The organism is Providencia sp. PROV269 (assembly GCF_028477785.1).
In the GTDB taxonomy this organism is placed as follows: domain Bacteria; phylum Pseudomonadota; class Gammaproteobacteria; order Enterobacterales; family Enterobacteriaceae; genus Providencia; species Providencia rettgeri.
In genome coordinates this window covers 503,978-523,173 of the sequence record NZ_JAMPLV010000002.1, presented here as the reverse complement: position 1 = coordinate 523,173, position 19,196 = coordinate 503,978, and the positions used below count along the sequence as shown (strand labels likewise).

The window sequence follows — 19,196 nt, the reverse complement described above, 5'->3', positions numbered from 1 at the left end:
TCATGGAAAGCAAATGACAACAACTCATTTTTCTTCGCACAATGGTAACTGGCTTTCACTATTATCTGCAACTTTTGCTTGCTTCATTATTGTTACTGGTGAATTTTTAGCGATTAGCGTCCTGAATAATATCGCTTATGATTTCCAAATATCAACAGGTACTGCAGGACTTACCGTGACAGTCACATCTATCGCAGGTATGGTATCCTCCCTATTTGTTCCCATTTATGCAAAAAATATCGATAGACGCCAAGTATTACTTTTCTTAGTTGCTCTCATGATATTAGCCAACGCAATTACGGCTTTCGCTTCTAATTTTAGTTTAGTTTTATTAGGTCGTTTCGCATTAGGAATTGCATTAGGGGGTTTTTGGGGTGTTGCTGCTGGCTTAGTCGTACGTTTAGCACCTAAAAACATGTCAATTACCACATCCGTAACAATATTTTTTTCGGCAGTCACATTAGTTACCGTACTCGGCGTACCTCTAGGCGCTTGGCTATCTGATAACTATGGTTGGAGAACACCTTATATTGCATTAGTCATTGCGGGCGCTATCGCATTTTTAATGCAGTATTTTTCTTTACCATCATTAAAGCCGTCCTCGTCTATGCAATGGAAAGAGTTATTATTGATGCCCTCGCACCCTATTGCACGTAAAGGGTTAGTTATATTCACACTGATTTTTTTAGCACATTTCTCTGCCTATAATTATTTTACGGTATTCTTTAAACAAACCGCAGGCTTTATCGAAGGGCAAATTTCAGCATTATTACTCTTTTTTGGAGTGGCTAGCGTCGTTGGCAATATACTGGCAGGTTATGTCGGAAAACATAATGTTCGTTATAATTTTGCGATTAGTGCACTTTTATTGGCCTTAGCTTTTCTCGCATTATCTGTTTTAGATTTTAATTGGGCAACCAGTATCATATTTGTTTTTTCATGGGGAGTTGCTGCGGGTATGGTTCCTGCAACAATCAACATGTGGATGCACGTTCATGTTCCAGAATTAACCGAAAAAGGTTCAGCTTTGATTACCTTTATGTTTTTAATTTTAATTACTATTGGTAGCTTAGTGGGAGGATATGTCATGGATAATTTCAATGGCGGAGTTCTCATGATGAGCATGCTCATAATATCAACACTAGCGTTTTTATTAGTGTTTACCTTTGCTCGAGGGCTAACCAATTGCGCTCGATTTTGCCTCAAATGATGCGTTTATAAGACTGCATCACATAAACTGATTTAACTCTCAAATATCAAGAAGGGGTGACTGAAATTAACCAATCCCCCCTTCTTATTTACTTTGCTAATTTTTTTGAAATGAATTAATAACTCATTAAATTACAATGCACGTAAGATTGCATCAACGCTATCTTTCGCATCACCAAACAACATCTGCGTATTTTCTTTGAAGAATAATGGGTTTTGTACCCCAGCATAGCCAGTATTCATTGAACGTTTAAATACAATGACATTGCTTGCTTTCCAAACTTCAAGAACTGGCATACCTGCAATTGGGCTGTTTGGATCTTCTTGAGCCGCTGGGTTAACCGTATCGTTAGCACCAATAACAAGAACGGTATCGGTATCAGAGAAATCATCATTAATTTCATCCATTTCCAATACGATATCATAAGGTACTTTAGCTTCGGCTAATAATACGTTCATATGGCCAGGTAAACGCCCAGCTACAGGGTGAATACCAAAACGCACATTAATACCACGTTCACGTAGTTTAGTGGTGATATCCGCAACAGGGTATTGTGCTTGTGCAACCGCCATACCATAGCCTGGAGTGATAATTACCGATGTTGAATTTTTCAACATTTCAGCGACTTCTTCTGCCGTGCTTTCACGGTACTCACCCATTTCTTCTTCTGTGCCTGTTGAAGAGCCATCTGTACCGAAGCCTCCTGCAATAACACTGATAAACGAACGGTTCATCGCCTTACACATAATATAGGACAGAATCGCACCTGAAGAACCGACCAATGCCCCTGTGACGATCAACAAGTCATTGCTTAACATGAAACCTGCCGCTGCAGCAGCCCAACCTGAATAAGAATTCAGCATTGAAACAACCACAGGCATATCCGCTCCACCAATTGATGCCACTAAATGCCAGCCAAAAGCTAAAGCAATCGCAGTCATGATTAGCATCAAGAAGACTTGTAAGCCCACACTTTCTGTTTTAACGAAAATCACTAACAGAATGAATGAAACAACTAACGCCGCTAAATTCAGTTTATGGCGATTAGGTAACATCATCGGTTTTGATGACATTTTTCCTGATAATTTACCATAAGCGACCACTGAGCCAGTGAAGGTAACCGCACCAATGAAGATCCCTAAGAAAACTTCTGTTAAATGAATGTTTTCCATCACAACATCAGCGTGCCCTTCACTTGCGATAAAGCTGTTGAAACCAACCAGCACTGCTGCTAAACCGACAAAACTATGTAAAATAGCCACCAGCTCAGGCATTTCTGTCATTTCAACTTTTTTCGCTAAGCGAATACCAATCACTGCACCAATAACCATCGCAACGATCATCCAGCCCACATTAGCACTGTGAGGACCTAAAATCGTGGCTACCAATGCAATAGCCATCCCGATGATGCCGTAAGTATTCCCTCGTTGGGAGCTTTCATGACGGGATAGCCCAGCAAGGCTGAAAATAAATAGGATAGCAGCAACTATATAAGCTGCTGTCACAATTCCACTCGACAACATAAGTTACCCCTTACCCTTTACGAAACATTTTTAACATGCGTTGGGTTACAGTGAACCCACCAAAAATATTGATACTGGCGATCAATATGGCGATAAAGGATAAGAAGCTTACCCAGCCACCGTTTCCAATCTGGAGCAAGGCGCCCACGACGATGATCCCTGAAATAGCATTAGTGACTGACATTAACGGTGTATGCAATGCATGAGTGACATTCCACACCACGTAATAACCGACCACACAAGCTAATGCGAATACCGTAAAGTGCGATAAAAACTCTTTTGGCGCTGAATTAGCGAACCAACCAAACAAGATGATGGCTAATGCCATCAAGCCATATTTCAGCGTCGGTGACATCTTTTTCTCAGGCGCTTTAACTTTTTCAACCGATTGCGGTTTCGCCTGCGGTTGAGCAGATACCTGAATTGGGGGGGCAGGCCAGGTGATTTCACCTTGCTTAATCACTGTGACACCGCGAATAACCAGATCGTCAAAATCAATGTTGATTTCACCGTCTTTTTCTTTGCATAGCAGTTTCATCAAGTTAACAAGGTTTGTTCCATATAACTGTGATGATTGAGTTGGCAAACGGCTTGGTAAATCAGTGTAGCCAATGATTTTTACGCCATTGTCAGTCACAACCAACTTATCTGCTTGAGTTAATTCACAGTTTCCCCCAGTTTGCGCCGCTAAGTCGACAACCACACTCCCCGGTTTCATTGATTCAACCATTTCCTTGGTAATCAATTTAGGAGCGGGTTTACCTGGGATCAGTGCCGTAGTCACAATGATATCGACTTCTTTCGCCTGGGCAGCGAACAATTCCATCTCAGCTTTAATAAATGCTTCTGACATCACTTTGGCATAGCCATCGCCACTACCAGCCTCTTCTTTGAAATCTAGCTCAAGGAATTCAGCTCCCATACTCTGAACTTGCTCTTTCACCTCAGGGCGAGTGTCAAAAGCGCGAACAATAGCGCCTAAGCTACCTGCTGCACCAATTGCAGCAAGACCAGCAACCCCAGCACCGATGATCATGACTTTCGCTGGAGGCACTTTACCTGCTGCCGTAATTTGCCCCGTAAAAAAACGGCCAAATTCATGAGCAGCTTCAACAATTGCACGGTAGCCTGCAATGTTTGCCATTGAACTCAGCGCATCAAGTGACTGGGCACGTGAAATACGTGGCACGGCATCCATCGCCATCACGTTAATTTTCCGAGCTTTTAACGCTTCCATTAGCTCAGCATTTTGTGCCGGCCAAATGAAACTCACCAGTGTTGCCCCTTCTTTTAACAGAGGAATTTCATCATCCAGTGGCGCGTTGACTTTAAAAACGATATCCGCAGCAAATGCAGTATCACGATCAACGATTTCTGCCCCCGCTTGTTCGTATGCTACATCATCAAAACTGGCTAAATGACCCGCATTTTGTTCTACACAGACAGAAAAACCTAACTTAAGAAGTTGAGTCACTGTTGATGGTGTAGCTGCAACACGCGCTTCATTGGCAAGTCTTTCTCTTGGTATACCAATACGCATAATGTTCCCTTTTTAATGCCTAACGTAATGTTGTTAATAGAGTGTTTGCTAAAATAATGACTATCATCACAGAGAAAAGTCTTATTTTGTGCATAAACAGATTTTTAATGTTCTAATAACCTACTGAAAATAAGCTTCTTGATCCATAATTGATCTCGATTCTTAGACAGTAAATGGAATTCGCAGTGAAAATCTTAGTTTTAGGTCAATAAAATACTGGATACTTTAAAAAATCTGGTAAATTTAACTAGTCAATAATTATTTATTTCTCATAAAAAGAAAATCATGAGACAACGGGTTCCGTTACGTGTAATAATCACGTACATGTGATACAACTAAGATTCAGCATGTTTATAATAAATTGCGCAAGGCGGAAGGATTTTGTATGAAGCTGAAAACTACGGTCATCGCAGCCGCGGTGTTATCATTAACTAGTATAACTGCTACTCAGGCGGCTGTTGAATTGACGCCAAAACAGGCTACTGAATTAAAACCTTATGAGCGTATAACAGTTACCGGGCGCTTTAATGCTATTTATGAAGCATCCGATGCAGTCTCCCGTAGGGCTGATAAAATGGGGGCATATGCCTTTTACATTCAAAGCCTTGATGATGTAGGTGATAGCGGCAACATGCGTGTTGTTGCAGATGTCTACGCAAAAGATGCACCAGAAGTTGGTACACCGAAACGTCGTGTATTCGGTGGTGTTGAAGAAATGTCAAAAACTGACGCAACAGAATATGAGCCTTTTGATACTGTTACGGTAAGCGGTTTTTACCCTTCTCAACCAGACCTCTATGAGGCTATTGCTAAAAAAGCCCTTGAAAAAAATGCAGCCTCATTCTATGTGGTTCGTAATATCGCAATGAATGATGGTGGAAACACATTAGCAACGGCTTACATCTATAAGAAAGATGCCCCGAAACGACAAGTACTTAATGAAGACGCAGTGGTTCCTGCTGATTCAGAAGCTGGTCGAGCTCTATTAGCTGAAGGCGGTGAAGCAGCTAAAAAAGTACGTATCCCAGGTGTTGCATCTTCTGAAGAGCCAACAAGCGCAGTCGGTCGTTTCTTTGAAACCTCTAGCAGCCAGCCAGGTCGTACTAGTGTGACTCTGCCAAGTGGCTATGTTATTGAAGAAGTGAACAAAACAGCAGCAGCTCAAATGGTTCCATTTGACTCTATTACATTCTCAGGATATTACACCAATACGCCAGAAGTACGTTACCAAATAGCAAAACGTGCTGAAGCTAAAGGGGCTAAGTATTTCCATATTACAAGAGAATGGCAATCTAATGGTGGAAGTGTCACCATCAGTGCTGACTTGTTTAAATAACCCAGTATTACGTGATGTTAAAACCAGCCTACTCGGCTGGTTTTTTTGTTTTTATACTTTCTCTTTACGTTATTTATTTTCTTTGGCTCTATTCACTTCCATTCTTTTAAAAAAGTGCATAAAACATCTTTAAAAATGCATACATTGCCATTGCATATCTGTCATTTCGTTCGTAGAATCCACACCTATGAAAACATGTAGTCATTCTATCTGCTTTTTTAATGGCTACTAGTTAAACTAATTATTGCAATGGCATTTTAACGTCATTTTAACTTTTGATTTCTGAACGTTCAGGATTTACTTTGAAAAATACTTTGAGTCTTACCGCACTAACAGCGCTAGTTCTTAGCTCAATGGTTGGCGCCGGTGTTTTTAGTCTCCCTCAAAATATGGCGGAAGTTGCCAGCCCACTCGCATTAATAATTGGTTGGTCAATTACAGGTGTGGGTATCCTCTTTTTAGCATTTGCCCTATTGTTACTTTCCCGCATACGTCCTGACCTTGACGGTGGAATATTTACTTACGCAAAAGTCGGCTTCGGGGAATTAATTGGTTTTTGTTCAGCCTGGGGGTATTGGCTATGTGCGGTAGTTGCCAATGTGTCTTATCTCGTTATCGTATTCGCAGCAATCAGTTTTTTTACGGATACGCCTGATAACATTGTTTTTGGTGATGGGAATACATGGCAAGCTCTAATCGGAGAGTCCATACTTCTCTGGTTTGTTCATTATTTAGTTCTTCGAGGGGTACAGACAGCCGCTGGGATTAATAAACTTGCTACAATGGCAAAATTGGTTCCTCTTGGCTTATTTATTGTATTGGCTTTTTTTGCGTTTAAACTTGATATTTTCAATGCAGATTTTAGTGGTATCGAATTTGGTGTTCCGGTTTGGGAACAAGTTAAAGATACCATGCTGATTACACTCTGGGTATTTATTGGTATCGAAGGTGCTGTTGTCGTTTCTGCTAGAGCTAAAAATCGCCGTGATGTTGGCTTAGCAACAATTTTTGCAGTAAGTTCTGCATTAATTATCTACATTCTTGTTACCTTACTTTCCCTAGGTATCATGCCTAGAGCTGAACTCGCAGAAATAAAAAACCCATCCATGGCTCCGCTCATGGTAAATTTAATTGGTTCGAGTGGTGATATTATTATTGCGGCAGGCCTAATTATTTCCGTTTGTGGGGCTTATCTAAGCTGGACTATTATGGCTGCGGAAGTACCTTATATCGCAGCCCAATATCAATCATTCCCTAAAATATTCAACAAATTAAATAAAAATGATGCACCATCATCTTCTTTATGGCTCACCAATGGTGCAGTACAACTATCTTTGGTTCTTATTTGGCTTAGTGGGAGTAATTACAACACATTGCTTACCATCGCCTCTGAAATGATTTTAGTCCCTTATTTCCTTGTTGGCGCATTTTTAGTAAAAGTGGCTTTTGAACGTCATAATAAAGCATTACTTGCCGTTGGAGCTATTGCCAGCCTTTATGGTTTATGGCTGCTTTATGCATCAGGGTTAATTAATTTGCTATTATCTGTCGTTTTGTATGCTCCAGGTATTTTGGTCTTTTTCTATGCTCGTCAGCAGCAAACCAACCAAATGCCATTAAAAGCGATTGAAAAAATTATGGCATATGCCATTGCGATAGCCGCTATTCCTGCGCTCTATTATTTGGTTGCCTAGTCTTATATAAAGGGCTTAATTTTTATGAGTAAATTTAAGCCCTAATCTGCTGCAAAATCCTAGTCCCTGGTCGCTTAATAGCCCAATAATTTTCTATTACCCCCACCTCTTTCACTATTTTTCGCTCTCTTATTTTAGTGAAAATGACTGTTGTACGAACTCGAAAGTTTATATTTTTAATTTCCTTTAGTATGTTGTAACTAAATAAGCCAAGATTAACTAAAATAAAAAACGCTTCACATAAACAATATGTGAAGCGCCAATGAGTAAAAAATAATAGTTCTTACAGCTGTTGTGATAAGTGTTCCATCAACTGCATAATGCGTTTATCCGAAATTGGGTATGGTGTTCCAAGCTGTTGGGCAAACAAGCTAACTCGCAATTCTTCAATCATCCAACGAATTTCTTGAACTTCTGGCATATTTCTCTGAATTGGAGATAATTTAGCTAGCCATTGTTGCCACATATTCTGAACATGCTCTACCTTACTCATTTGAGCACGATCTCGGTTAGGGTCAATCGCTAATTTTTCTAATCTCCGCTCTATTCCATTTAAATAACGAAGAATATCAGGTAAGCGCTTCCAACCATGAGTGGTCACAAAGCCTTTAAATACCAAATTCGACATTTGTGTTTTTATATCCGATAACGCTATCGCCATCGAAAAATCAACCCGCCCTTTTAGACGTTTATTGATAGCAAACACCGCTGTTAATATTTGTTCAACTTGCTTAGCAATATTAACAACCACATCATTTAATTCTGCACGTGCAAACTCTTTCAGTTTTTCAAACTGCACTTCATCCCATACCGCACCACCAAAATCAGCAATTATTTGGTCGACGCCACAAGCAATACAGTCATCAATTAACTCTAATACCTTACCATAAGGGTTAAAATACAGACCTAATTTTGATTTATTTGGTAATTTTTCATGTAGATATTTAATTGGCGATGGAATGTTTAACAGCAATAACCGACGCACTCCGGCCCACATTGCTTGCTGTTGTTCCAATTCGGTTTCAAATACCTTGATACCAACGCTATTTTTCTCATCGACTAACGCAGGATAAGCTTTAACGGAATATCCGCCTCTTTTTTGCTCATAACGTTGAGGTAATTCGCCAAAACTCCAAATATGTAACCCGTGTTGCTCAATACCGTCATCCACAACTTCAGATAACGTTTCTTGCACTTTTTCTTTTAAGCTATTTTTTAGCTCATCAAGATTTTGCCCTTCCGCAACGGTTTTATTTTTGTCACCCACAACACGATACGTCATTATTAAATGGGCTGGAAGCTGCGCTAATTGCCATGATTCACGTTCAACAGTGACACCTGTCATACGGCGTAATTCACGTTCAAGTTTATCCAATACGCTGCCTTCAGGCTCTGGCACTCGTTCTAAAAATGCAGAAGCATAATTAGGTGCAGGGACAAAATTTCGTCTAATAGGTTTAGGTAGTGATTTAATTAAAGCAACGATTAGCTCATGACGCAGCCCAGGAACTTGCCAATCAAAGCCAATATTCTGAACCTGATTTAATACAGCAAGAGGTATATGTACCGTCACACCATCAGCATCAGTTCCAGGTTCAAATTGGTAACTCAACCGAAATTTTAAATCTCCTTGATGCCAATAGTTAGGGTAATCAAGTGCCGAAACATTGCTGGCATCCTCTTTAATCAGCATACTTTTTTCAAAGCTTAACAGGTCAGATTGTTGCTTAGATGCTGTTTTCCACCAATTATCAAAATGACGGGAAGAAATCACATCATTCGGGATACGTTGGTCATAAAATGCAAATAATGTTTCATCATCAACTAAAATGTCACGTCGACGTGATTTATGCTCCAAATCCTCTACTTCTGATAATAATTTCAGATTTTCTTTAAAGAATGCGTGGCGAGTGACCCAATCCCCTTCAACCAAAGCGTGACGAATGAATAACTCACGGCATAGTAATGGGTCAATATTCCCATAGTTAACCTGCCTTGACGCAACAATAGGTAGCCCATATAGAGTCACTTTTTCGGATGCCATTACCGCGCCTTCAGATTTTGACCAATGAGGCTCACTATAACTATGTTTAGTTAAATGTTCAGCTAAGGGTTCAACCCACTCAACATCGATGGATGCGGCAATTCTTCCCCATAATTTCGATGTTTCAACAAGTTCCGCAACCATTGTCCATTTTGGTGGTTTTTTAAACAACCCCGAACCTGGGAAAATAGTAAAACGTGCATTCCTAGCCCCAGTGAATTCGTGTTTATCGGCATCTTTTTGACCAATATGTGAAAGTAACCCAGCCAATAGCGAAACGTGAATACTTCGAAAATCAGCCTCAGAACTATTAATTGCAAAACCTTGCTCTTTTACCACTTGCCTCAGCTGAGTATATAAATCTTGCCACTCTCGAATACGTAAATAATTGAGAAAATCTTGGCGGCACATTTTTCTAAATTGGGCGTTAGAAAGCTGCGTTTGTTGTTCTTTTAAGTAATCCCAAAGATTTAAAAAGGCTAAGAAATCTGATTGCTTATCATGGAAACGGCGATGTTTTTCATCAGCAGCTTGCTGTTTATCTAACGGTCTCTCCCGCGGATCTTGAATTGATAATGCAGAAACAATCACCATTGTCTCACGTACTGCACCATGTTTACGTGCTTCAATCACCATCCGAGCAAGTCTTGGGTCAACAGGAAGCTGAGCTAGCTGCCGACCTGTATCTGTCAATTGATAGCCTTTATCTGCCTGTTTGTGGGACTTAATTGCACCTAGCTCTTCCAGTAATTTCACACCATCTTGGATATTACGTTTATCTGGAGCCTCTACAAATGGAAATGCAGAAATATCACCAAGACCAATAGAAGTCATTTGTAATATAACTAATGCTAAATTCGTCCGTAAAATTTCAGGGTCTGTAAACTCTGGGCGTGATAGAAAGTCATCTTCTGAATATAAACGAATACAAATCCCATCGGAAACACGGCCACAGCGCCCTTTACGTTGATTAGCGGAAGCCTGAGAGATAGCTTCAACAGGGAGACGCTGTACTTTTGTACGGTAACTATAACGACTAATACGTGCATAACCGGTATCAATGACATATTTGATACCAGGTACAGTTAATGATGTTTCTGCTACGTTTGTTGCAAGAATGATCCGACGTCCTCCATGAGGATGAAAGATGCGATTTTGCTCACTATTAGAAAGCCTTGCGAATAATGGTAAGATTTCAGTATGACGTAAAGAAAGTTTTGATAACGCATCTGCGGTATCACGAATTTCCCGCTCACCACTCATAAAAATCAATATATCGCCATTACCTTCAACAGATAGCTCATTTACTGCATCTATAATCCCATCTATTTGGTCACGGTCGCTATCGTTCTGATCTCCCATAATAGGACGATAACGGACTTCAACCGGATAGGTACGGCCAGACACTTCAACAATCGGAGCATGATTAAAGTGTTTCGAAAAACGTTCTGGGTCAATAGTTGCTGATGTAATAATAACTTTTAAATCAGGGCGTCTTGGTAATAATTGACGTAAATAACCTAAAATAAAGTCGATATTGAGGCTTCTTTCGTGAGCTTCATCGATGATAATAGTGTCATACTGCAACAGCAATTTGTCATTTTGTAGTTCCGCAAGCAAGATACCATCAGTCATCAATTTGACTTGAGTTGTTTCACTCACTTGGTCACTAAATCGCACTTTATAGCCAACATTTGAACCTAATTCACATTCAAGTTCTTGAGCAAGACGTGTCGCGACTGAGCGTGCGGCTAAACGTCTTGGCTGAGTGTGGCCTATAAATCCTAGGACCCCTCTGCCAAGTTCTAGACAAATTTTTGGAATTTGGGTGGTCTTTCCGGAGCCCGTTTCACCTGCAACAATAACTACTTGATGCTTTTTAATGGCATCTAAAATAACCTCTTTTTTCTGGCTGACGGGTAAATTATCCGGATACACAATTTTAGGCACATTTAATCGTTTAATTTCAACTTTTTGTTTGGCCTTTTCAATATCTATTTTAATAGCGTCAAGTACCGCAGAGCGCGATTTTTCGTTCTGGATCTTTGCAATACCTTGCACTCTTTTCTTTAGTAACCATTGGTCACGTAATGAAGTTTGTCCAATATCAGCGGTTAATGCTGTCAGAATGGATTTCACCTGTTAAATCCTTATCTTTAATAAATTTCAATACACGCTAGCCAATCCACTTCGCAATTTGTAAGGGCTAAATTTCGTTTTTATTTTTAATTGTTATTATCACATAAAAATACCATCAATTTTTTTGAAGAAGGCTATCTAATTTTTTTCCTATCAATCAGTTACACCTTACGTATCATTACCAATAAAGTTTTACCTAAAAATAGAGGAACACATGAGTAAAGTATTACTATTGAAATCAAGTATTCTGGCTGACTATTCACAAAGCAATAAAATGGCAGATTACTTTATTCAACAATGGCAGGAAAAACACTCAGCAGATACAGTAACTGTACGAGATTTAGTCAAAGAGCCAATTCCAGCGATTGACGGTGAAATTTTAGCAGCTTTTAGCCCGAGTGACACGAAAACAGAACAACAACAAGCACATTTAGACCTGTCAAATACGTTGATTGATGAAATTAAAGCTCACGATGTGATTGTTATTACAGCTCCAATGTATAACTTTACGATTTCTTCTCATTTAAAACATTACTTCGACTTTATCGCTCGCTCAGGGCACACGTTTAAATATACAGAACAAGGTTCTGTTGGCTTATTAAAAGACAAGCGTGCCTATGTATTAACGAGTCGAGGTGGTATCTATAAAGGTACACCAACAGATACCATGGTGCCTTATTTAACATTATTTTTAGATTTCATTGGCATTACAGACGTTGAGTTCATTTTTGCTGAAGGAACATCGTTAGGCCAAGAGTCCGTTGAACGAGCACATCAACAAGCACAAAACCATATAAATACTATTATCGCTTAAGATATAGTCTTTTTAAGTCATATATTATTAAAACCCAAAGCTACCATTGTTATATTTTGCGCACTTTCTGAGTGCGCTTTTTATTTCTTTTGTAACCATTGGCCATTAATGCCACGCACAAACTCCCCAGGACTTGCCCGTTCTACGAGTTTTTGCCCTGCTATCCTAGCGACCTCATTTGTTTTTAGGTTATTTTTTGCAGCAATTTCGCTGTATCTTTTTTCTCGTTCTTGGTTAATTTGTGCTGCTAGCTTAGTTGCCTCCTGGTTACTCGTATTAATCGGAGCTAAATAGCCCGACAGTGTTTCCCCTAATAGGCCTGTTTCTTTGGCTTCATCAACCGTAATTGCTATCGTCTGAAAAGCAGTCAATAATGAACATAGTGCTAGTACCTTGATAATTCGACTCATTTAGGATTTACCTCACCGAACAAATCACTATTTTCTTTCAATAATTCTTCTACTTGCCTATCCGCTTTTATTTGGATTTCATGTTCAATTTTTACATTCATATTAATATTGATGGGCTTATCCGGTGTTGCGACCTCAACTCGCAAGCAAGCTGATAACAACAATGCGATCGATATAGCTGTAGTGAATTTTAATATTTTCACGTTCATTCTTATGCTCATTATAAATTTTTTTCCAACCACTCTTCTAAAGAGCTACCAAATCGTAAACTACGCCATAATTGAAAGATATTTTCTTCATGTTGATAATGCAAATGAACTTCACGTTTTTTCTTTTCTTGCGTGTTATACCCTTCAAGGATTGTTGTCATCTTTAACATCCCTAAATTTGTAACATTAACATCTGTACGGCTGCGTTTTATTTCCAAATATTGTAACCACCCCATTGCGGAACCTGCAGATATATTATCTTCTCGGATAGAATCAACAAATTGGGGATCTAATCGTAATGTTAATGGCCCACTATTTTCTAACCATCCATCTTTAACTATCCATTCTGGGTTATTTAAATAAAAAGGTAATTCACCATTAACTTTACCGGAAACAGCAAATTGCGACACTCTTAGTATGGTAAATAACTGGCTAAGTTCAATCTGCCTTAATTTTATCGTAGCGGCTTGAGTTTGTGGCCAACGCAGTAAATCCATCGATATTTCACCCCCTAATGTTTTAAAGCCTACATTAGTCAGTTTTAATGGCGAATTTTCCGTTGGCGGATAAGAACCAGAGAGATCTGCTTTAATATCAGTTAATTCGAATAAATTATTGAGCTGCTTAATACGCAACTCAACAGGTGCTTTAGCGCCCAAAGTCCAAGTACTTTGTTTTAAACGCCACGGTAAAACAAAATCTAATCCTGATAATTCGCCATCTTTTAACCAAAGACTAGTATTCTCTACGCGCCAGTGTCCTCCTGCAATAAAACCATCTTCCGGCGTTATTGAAAAAGCGGCTTGAGAAAATAATTTTCCTTGTTTTAATTCAATACCAAGGTCAGCAGGAATTAACGTTTGAAAAGCCGTGACCGACTGTTCAGGCCAACGAGCTTCCCCTCTTAATCTTTCACCGTCCCAGCGCCCAAAAATGACTATTGGCCCTACATCTTTAGTACTTAAATCGCCTTTAAGTTGAAATTCAGCAGGAGATTTTCCACTAAGATCTGCGTTTAATGTGATCCTTGGCAGATAACTTTCAGTACCGAATTGCATCCGTTCACTGGTAAGCTGTAATTTTCCATTAAAATTGGCTTTATTCTGATCACGCTGCCAAACCAATGGCTTACTTAGCTGTAAGCGTGGAGCTCTCATCGATAAGAGCCCATATTGTATTTGGTCAAACCCTGTATTTAAGCTATTTAATGTGATTAAAGTGTCCTGCCAACTCCCATTACCCTTAATATCCCAATTAGCTGATAATGAAGGCAAATTGGCATTTCCCCAATAATTCCAAAACCATTTTCCCTTATCTAAAGCAAACTTATTGGCTTTACCATCCAAATGAATGTCGAAATCTCCCCAGTACTGTTCTTTAACCTTAAGGATAGCTTGTAAACGCCCTGAAATACCATCTTCACTTAATGATGTTCCCGCGAGTGGTAATCTAACTTCATTCAGAACAAGTGTTTCAGAAAGGCGGCCATAAGCTCTTAATAATGAACTGGATAAAAAAGAAATTTTTGGGGCTGCTAGCTGACCTGAAAGCTTAGCGGGTAAATTAATATCCAGCACCATGTCATCATATTTAACTTGGCCATTTAAACTAAAATTAATATTCGTATCGAGTAAGTCTATTTGAGTGGCTGGCAGTGTTAAAACAATATTAGCTTTACCTTTCTTCGCTTGTGTAAGCATATTGACACGCCCTGAGAAAACCATTTCACTTAACGTTTTATCCCAGTTATCGACTTGAAAATTAACTCCCCCCTGCAAAGGAATATCTGCTTCTTTCCATTGCCATTTTCCTTGAGATATCTGTATGTTAGATGGTGTTAGCGCCCATGGTAGATAAAGTAATTCTTCTTGTGTTTCTGTATCCTTGACCGTTAATACCCCTTGGCCATTCACCCAACCAAATTCAGCCAGTAAAAATTTTTCTGGGTTGATTAACTTAAAGTAAGCATTCAATTCCCCCTTTTCGGGAAATTGATTAGCCATTAATGGCAATTGAACATCACCAAATAACTCTATTGTTTGCTTTTGTTCTGGTAGGTACGCAGAGAAATCTTTAATAACCAATTGATGCTCAGCCGTAATTAAAGATGATAATCTTAAATTAACCCCTCTAAAATCAAACTGTAGAGAGTTAACCTGATTTTTACGCAACCAGATACTACCTTGGTAATCACTCCATGGTTGTATATTGGTATTATTTATAACTAATGAAAAAACAGGGAGATTATCGATAAACTCTGCAATATTAATCGGTTCATTAACTGTTTCATTAGTTGGCTCAAGAGCACTTAAACATTCAGTTTTAACATCAAGACCATCCACAATAGCATGCAAGGGAAAGACAGAAAACCTTGTGCTATTCAATTGAACCAAAGTGCAATTGTTTGCTGTTATACTGATACTTGCTATATCCAATTGACCATAACTAATTCTTGGTTCTGAAAATGAAAGTTTAAGTGGCTTAGGAAGATAGTGCGATGCGACAACTGGCACCCAGTGGGATATCGTTATCCATAAGAGTATTAAGAGAGCAGCGCTTCCACCCAAAAAGTAGAGTAATGTTCTGAATGCTCTTTTTATTAACTGCATTACTGCGTCCCTTGTTCGAATTGTTCTATAGCGCACGTGATAATTTTCAGCAAAATTTTCTTATTAAACGTGATACTAACAAAGATAAACCACATTCAATCGTAAACAGATACCTATTTTCTTAATTTATAGGTGATTTACAAACTTAATTGCCTTATTCTGAGTTTATATTTTGTAGGTACACCTTTTTACCTACTCTTTTCTAATTGGTTCCTAAAAATTGGAGTCTTTATGATGAAAATTGTTTCTTATAGTACCAAACAGTATGACCGCAAGCACATGGAACAAGTTAATCAAAATTCTGGATTTAATTTTAGTATTGAATATTTTGATTTTCCATTGACGGTTCAAACCGCTAAAAATGCGGTTGGTGCCGATGCCATCTGTATTTTCGTTAACGACGAAGCTAATCGCGCTGTTTTGGAAGAGCTTGCCGCACTAAATATTCGAATTTTAGCTTTACGTTGTGCTGGCTTTAACAACGTTGATTTACAAGCAGCTAAAGAATTAGGTATTCAGGTTGTCCGCGTGCCCGCTTATTCTCCTGAAGCTGTCGCCGAACATGCTGTTGGTATGATGCTATGTCTTAATCGCAGGATCCACCGTGCGTACCAGCGTACTCGAGATGCAAATTTCTCTCTCGAGGGATTAACAGGCTTTAATATGCATAACCGCACTGCGGGTATTATCGGCACAGGAAAAATTGGTCAAGCAACACTACGTATTTTAAAGGGATTCGGAATGCGTTTACTCGCACATGACCCCTACCCGAACCAAGCTGTTTTAGATTTGGGTGCTGAATATGTTGACTTAGATACTTTATATGAGCAATCAGATATTATTTCTCTTCATTGTCCATTAACACCAGAAAATCATCACTTACTCGATGAAAATGCCTTCAAGAAGATGAAAAATGGCGTCATGATCATCAATACAAGCCGAGGCGCATTAGTCGATTCTGTTGCGGCAATTAATGCACTAAAATCGCAGAAAATTGGCGCTTTAGGTATGGATGTATATGAAAATGAGCGCGATTTATTTTTCGAAGATAAATCTAATGATGTCATACAAGATGATGTTTTTCGTCGGCTTTCCTCTTGCCACAACGTATTGTTTACAGGGCATCAAGCGTTTTTAACGGAAGAAGCATTAACAAGCATCAGTCAAACTACGCTTAATAATATCCGTCAAATAAGTCGCGGGGAAATTTGCCCTAATATTGTTAACGCATAGTTGGGTCTGGAACCATGAAACGCCTAATTCCACTTACAATTTTGGGTTTATTGCTAGCAGCTTGCCAAACTCATCAAGTCAATGCGCGAAATGATGACCAAGCACTTGAAAATAAATTAATGCATCATCGTTTTATTCTCACTGAAGTGAATGGTAAGGCCATTAACAGTAAGCAAACAGCTCCTTCCCTTTCTTTTGGCGAGAAAATGTTTGTTTCTGCATCAATGTGTAATGATTTTAACGGGTTTGGCGATATCAAAAACGCAAAAATTACTGTAAAAAACTTAACTAGAACGGAACTCGAATGTGTTGATGAAGATTTATCTAAATGGGATTCAATGATAAACCGAGTACTGTCTGATGGCGCTGTTATTTCTTTAAAAAACAATCAGCTAATATTAATTCAGGGTCATTACAAATTAGTTTATACACTACGTGACTACGTCCATTAATGGATTATCCTGCACAACCTGCCTCTTTTAGAGGCGGTTGGCATTTAACAAAACCCACTAAACTGGCAACCAAGTAAGCTATTTAGCCTTATCAAATAGCAAGTTAATATTCGTAGATTTTGCAATTCGCTCCATATAATTCCGAATGTTTGTGCTAAATGATAAGTGCTCAACAATACTCAAACTGCGTAAGGTTGGAAAAATAATAAAATCATTAATATCAATATCTTCGCTCCGTGTTTCTAACCACGCATCTAATAAAGATAATTGCGGCTCTAATTCAACTAGCAACGTATGTGTTTCTTTTTTAAGCTCATTTAAGTCGCCGTAAGATTTTGATGTTCTGCTTATATATGCTGCTCTAGCTTCCGCTGTACTGATTTCGGGAAAATCCGTTTGAGTAAAGCGTGGTGTTACAAGCTTATATACCACCGCCGAAACCGTTTTAGACCAAGTCTCTATTTCAGGAGCAATACTCCCTTTTGCATATTTAGGTTCATTAATACTATCAACATAATGAACAATATCTAAACTTTCAGGTAAATAGCTTCCATCATCTTTTTGTAAAATAGGTAACATTTTTCGACCAATCATTTTTGTCGGTGTTTCTATATCATCATCGAATAAAACGATTTGCTCTACTGCTAACTTTTTTAAACCAAAAATCATTCTTGCTCTGACACAAAACGGACAGTGGTCATAAATATATAATTTCATTGTTAACCTCACTAATTTGATAATAAAAGTTACAATAGGTTTATACAGTATACTTGAGTGCTTACATTTATGTCTTATCACGCTTGTAAAATTTTGTTTAGCGCAAGGAAAAATAAATGTAATAGAGTGCACAAAATCCCAATAATGAAATACAGATCATGGCAAAATACGTTTAATAATGGCTACTCCTGAAAAAAATATGCAGCTAAATTCCATCGCAATTATCCTTTTGATAATTTTGAAACCCTTGATGTTATGGGGCCTGTTGAAGTATTTGGCCGCTTAGAACATTGCCAAATTGAATTTATATCACCTTCAGGAAAGGCAATGACTAGCTCTCAAGGGGTTACAGTCAATACACGCCCTATACTTACCCCATTCTATCAATATATTTTGATACCTGGAGGGCAAGGTACTCGCTCATTATCGCAGAATGATGATTATATTCAGTGGCTGAAAAAACAGGTCGAGTATGCGGAAACTGTCATTTCAGTTTGTACTGGTTCCGCACTTCTTGCTCAAACGTCCCTTTTAAACGGCTTTAAGGCTACAACAGATAAGCTCGCTTATCAGTGGGTAACTTAACTCAATGACCGAGTATTATGGCAATCTAAAGCAAGATGGGTTCATGATAATAAGTTTTATACCTCATCTGGCATTAGCGCAGGTATTGATATGTCATTACAGATTATCTGCGATTTTTATAACCGAGACATTGCAAATAATATTGCGCTTAAAATGGAGTATATATGGAATAAAGATGCTAATCATGATCCTTTTTCAAAAGTAATCATTTAAGATGTTTATAGCTTTATTTAAATCAACTTATTTGATAGCTAATAAATATTATTGATTTATTAGTCATCTTTAATTATTCAAATAATAACTCCGCCAACCAATAAAAACAAAAAATTAACATTTATTCTCATGATTTAACTTTACACTTTCAATCTTACACATCCCAAAAAGAAAGCAACTAACTGAAAACAAAGAAAATAATTAACCATTTTTTATAACCATTAAATTTTAAGTATCCATTTAAATTTGTTAATATTAATTCTTATTTTAACAATCTTAGTTTGATGAATTCTTGCATTAGCTATTTTACTTATTTTCGTTATAATCCCTTACTATAAACAATGTTATTATTTATTAATGTTTAAAGCTCTAAATCGCGATTTTCATCATATTTATGTTCTTTAAATCTTTTAAAACACTTTAGTTTTTAATATACTATCAAATGTAATTTTAATTAAGTGCATTAAA

At 38.3% G+C, this 19,196-nt stretch carries 13 protein-coding genes and 1 pseudogene; 7 read left to right on the top strand and 7 right to left on the bottom strand.

The window, feature by feature from the left end:
* Positions 1 to 13: 13 nt before the first annotated feature.
* Entirely contained in the window at positions 14 to 1,210 is a 1,197-nt protein-coding gene (locus tag PR683_RS03805) for an MFS transporter (RefSeq protein WP_004910773.1), read from the top strand.
* A gap of 131 nt (positions 1,211 to 1,341) precedes the next feature.
* On the opposite strand, the gene pntB is transcribed toward PR683_RS03805, so the two are convergent.
* Together pntB and pntA are read right to left on the bottom strand one after the other, a co-directional pair.
* A complete protein-coding gene (gene pntB, locus PR683_RS03800) occupies positions 1,342 to 2,730 on the bottom strand; it encodes a Re/Si-specific NAD(P)(+) transhydrogenase subunit beta (RefSeq protein WP_004910772.1) in 1,389 nt (462 codons plus the stop codon).
* A 13-nt stretch (positions 2,731 to 2,743) separates the two neighbouring features.
* A complete protein-coding gene (gene pntA / locus PR683_RS03795) occupies positions 2,744 to 4,273 on the bottom strand; it encodes a Re/Si-specific NAD(P)(+) transhydrogenase subunit alpha (protein WP_209101478.1) in 1,530 nt (509 codons plus the stop codon).
* A gap of 385 nt (positions 4,274 to 4,658) precedes the next feature.
* On the opposite strand from pntA, the gene ydgH reads away from it, so the two are divergent.
* A complete protein-coding gene (ydgH, locus tag PR683_RS03790; protein WP_109912180.1) occupies positions 4,659 to 5,609 on the top strand; it encodes a DUF1471 family protein YdgH in 951 nt (316 codons plus the stop codon).
* Positions 5,610 to 5,962: 353 nt separating this feature from the next.
* Positions 5,963 to 7,303: a basic amino acid/polyamine antiporter gene (locus PR683_RS03785; protein ID WP_371021248.1), complete on the top strand. Its 1,341-nt coding sequence runs from the start codon at positions 5,963 to 5,965 to the stop codon at positions 7,301 to 7,303.
* Between the two features lie 283 nt (positions 7,304 to 7,586).
* Here the strand turns inward: PR683_RS03785 and hrpA are convergent, their stop codons facing one another.
* Complete coding sequence (gene hrpA, locus PR683_RS03780) at positions 7,587 to 11,486, bottom strand: ATP-dependent RNA helicase HrpA (RefSeq protein ID WP_272581676.1); 3,900 nt, start codon at positions 11,484 to 11,486, stop codon at positions 7,587 to 7,589.
* Positions 11,487 to 11,700: 214 nt separating this feature from the next.
* On the opposite strand from hrpA, the gene PR683_RS03775 reads away from it, so the two are divergent.
* Entirely contained in the window at positions 11,701 to 12,300 is a 600-nt protein-coding gene (locus PR683_RS03775) for an FMN-dependent NADH-azoreductase (protein ID WP_198634931.1), read from the top strand.
* Between the two features lie 80 nt (positions 12,301 to 12,380).
* Here the strand turns inward: PR683_RS03775 and PR683_RS03770 are convergent, their stop codons facing one another.
* Genes PR683_RS03770 through PR683_RS03760 form a run of 3 tightly spaced genes read right to left on the bottom strand, consistent with a single transcriptional unit; the run spans position 12,381 to position 15,528 of the window.
* Positions 12,381 to 12,710, bottom strand: coding sequence for a YdbL family protein (locus tag PR683_RS03770; protein ID WP_004910759.1), 330 nt, complete (start codon positions 12,708 to 12,710; stop codon positions 12,381 to 12,383).
* Entirely contained in the window at positions 12,707 to 12,919 is a 213-nt protein-coding gene (locus tag PR683_RS03765) for a YnbE family lipoprotein (protein WP_102140371.1), read from the bottom strand. The genes PR683_RS03770 and PR683_RS03765 overlap by 4 nt, the downstream gene beginning before the upstream one ends.
* Before the next feature lie 11 nt (positions 12,920 to 12,930).
* On the bottom strand, positions 12,931 to 15,528 hold the full coding sequence (locus PR683_RS03760) for a YdbH family protein (RefSeq protein WP_272581675.1): 2,598 nt from the start codon (positions 15,526 to 15,528) through the stop codon (positions 12,931 to 12,933).
* Positions 15,529 to 15,762: 234 nt separating this feature from the next.
* Here PR683_RS03760 and PR683_RS03755 point away from each other — a divergent pair, with 234 nt between their 5' ends.
* Together PR683_RS03755 and PR683_RS03750 are read left to right on the top strand one after the other, a co-directional pair.
* Entirely contained in the window at positions 15,763 to 16,761 is a 999-nt protein-coding gene (locus PR683_RS03755) for a 2-hydroxyacid dehydrogenase (protein ID WP_004910756.1), read from the top strand.
* A 14-nt stretch (positions 16,762 to 16,775) separates the two neighbouring features.
* On the top strand, positions 16,776 to 17,213 hold the full coding sequence (locus PR683_RS03750; RefSeq protein ID WP_164528881.1) for an META domain-containing protein: 438 nt from the start codon (positions 16,776 to 16,778) through the stop codon (positions 17,211 to 17,213).
* Positions 17,214 to 17,291: 78 nt separating this feature from the next.
* Here PR683_RS03750 and grxB read toward each other — a convergent pair whose 3' ends face one another.
* Positions 17,292 to 17,930, bottom strand: a complete 639-nt coding sequence (grxB, locus tag PR683_RS03745) for a glutaredoxin 2 (RefSeq protein WP_004910754.1) — start codon at positions 17,928 to 17,930, stop codon at positions 17,292 to 17,294.
* 240 nt (positions 17,931 to 18,170) lie between these two features.
* On the opposite strand from grxB, the pseudogene PR683_RS03740 reads away from it, so the two are divergent.
* Positions 18,171 to 18,515, top strand: a pseudogene (locus tag PR683_RS03740) (DJ-1/PfpI family protein); the annotation flags it as partial.
* Positions 18,516 to 19,196: the final 681 nt, after the last annotated feature.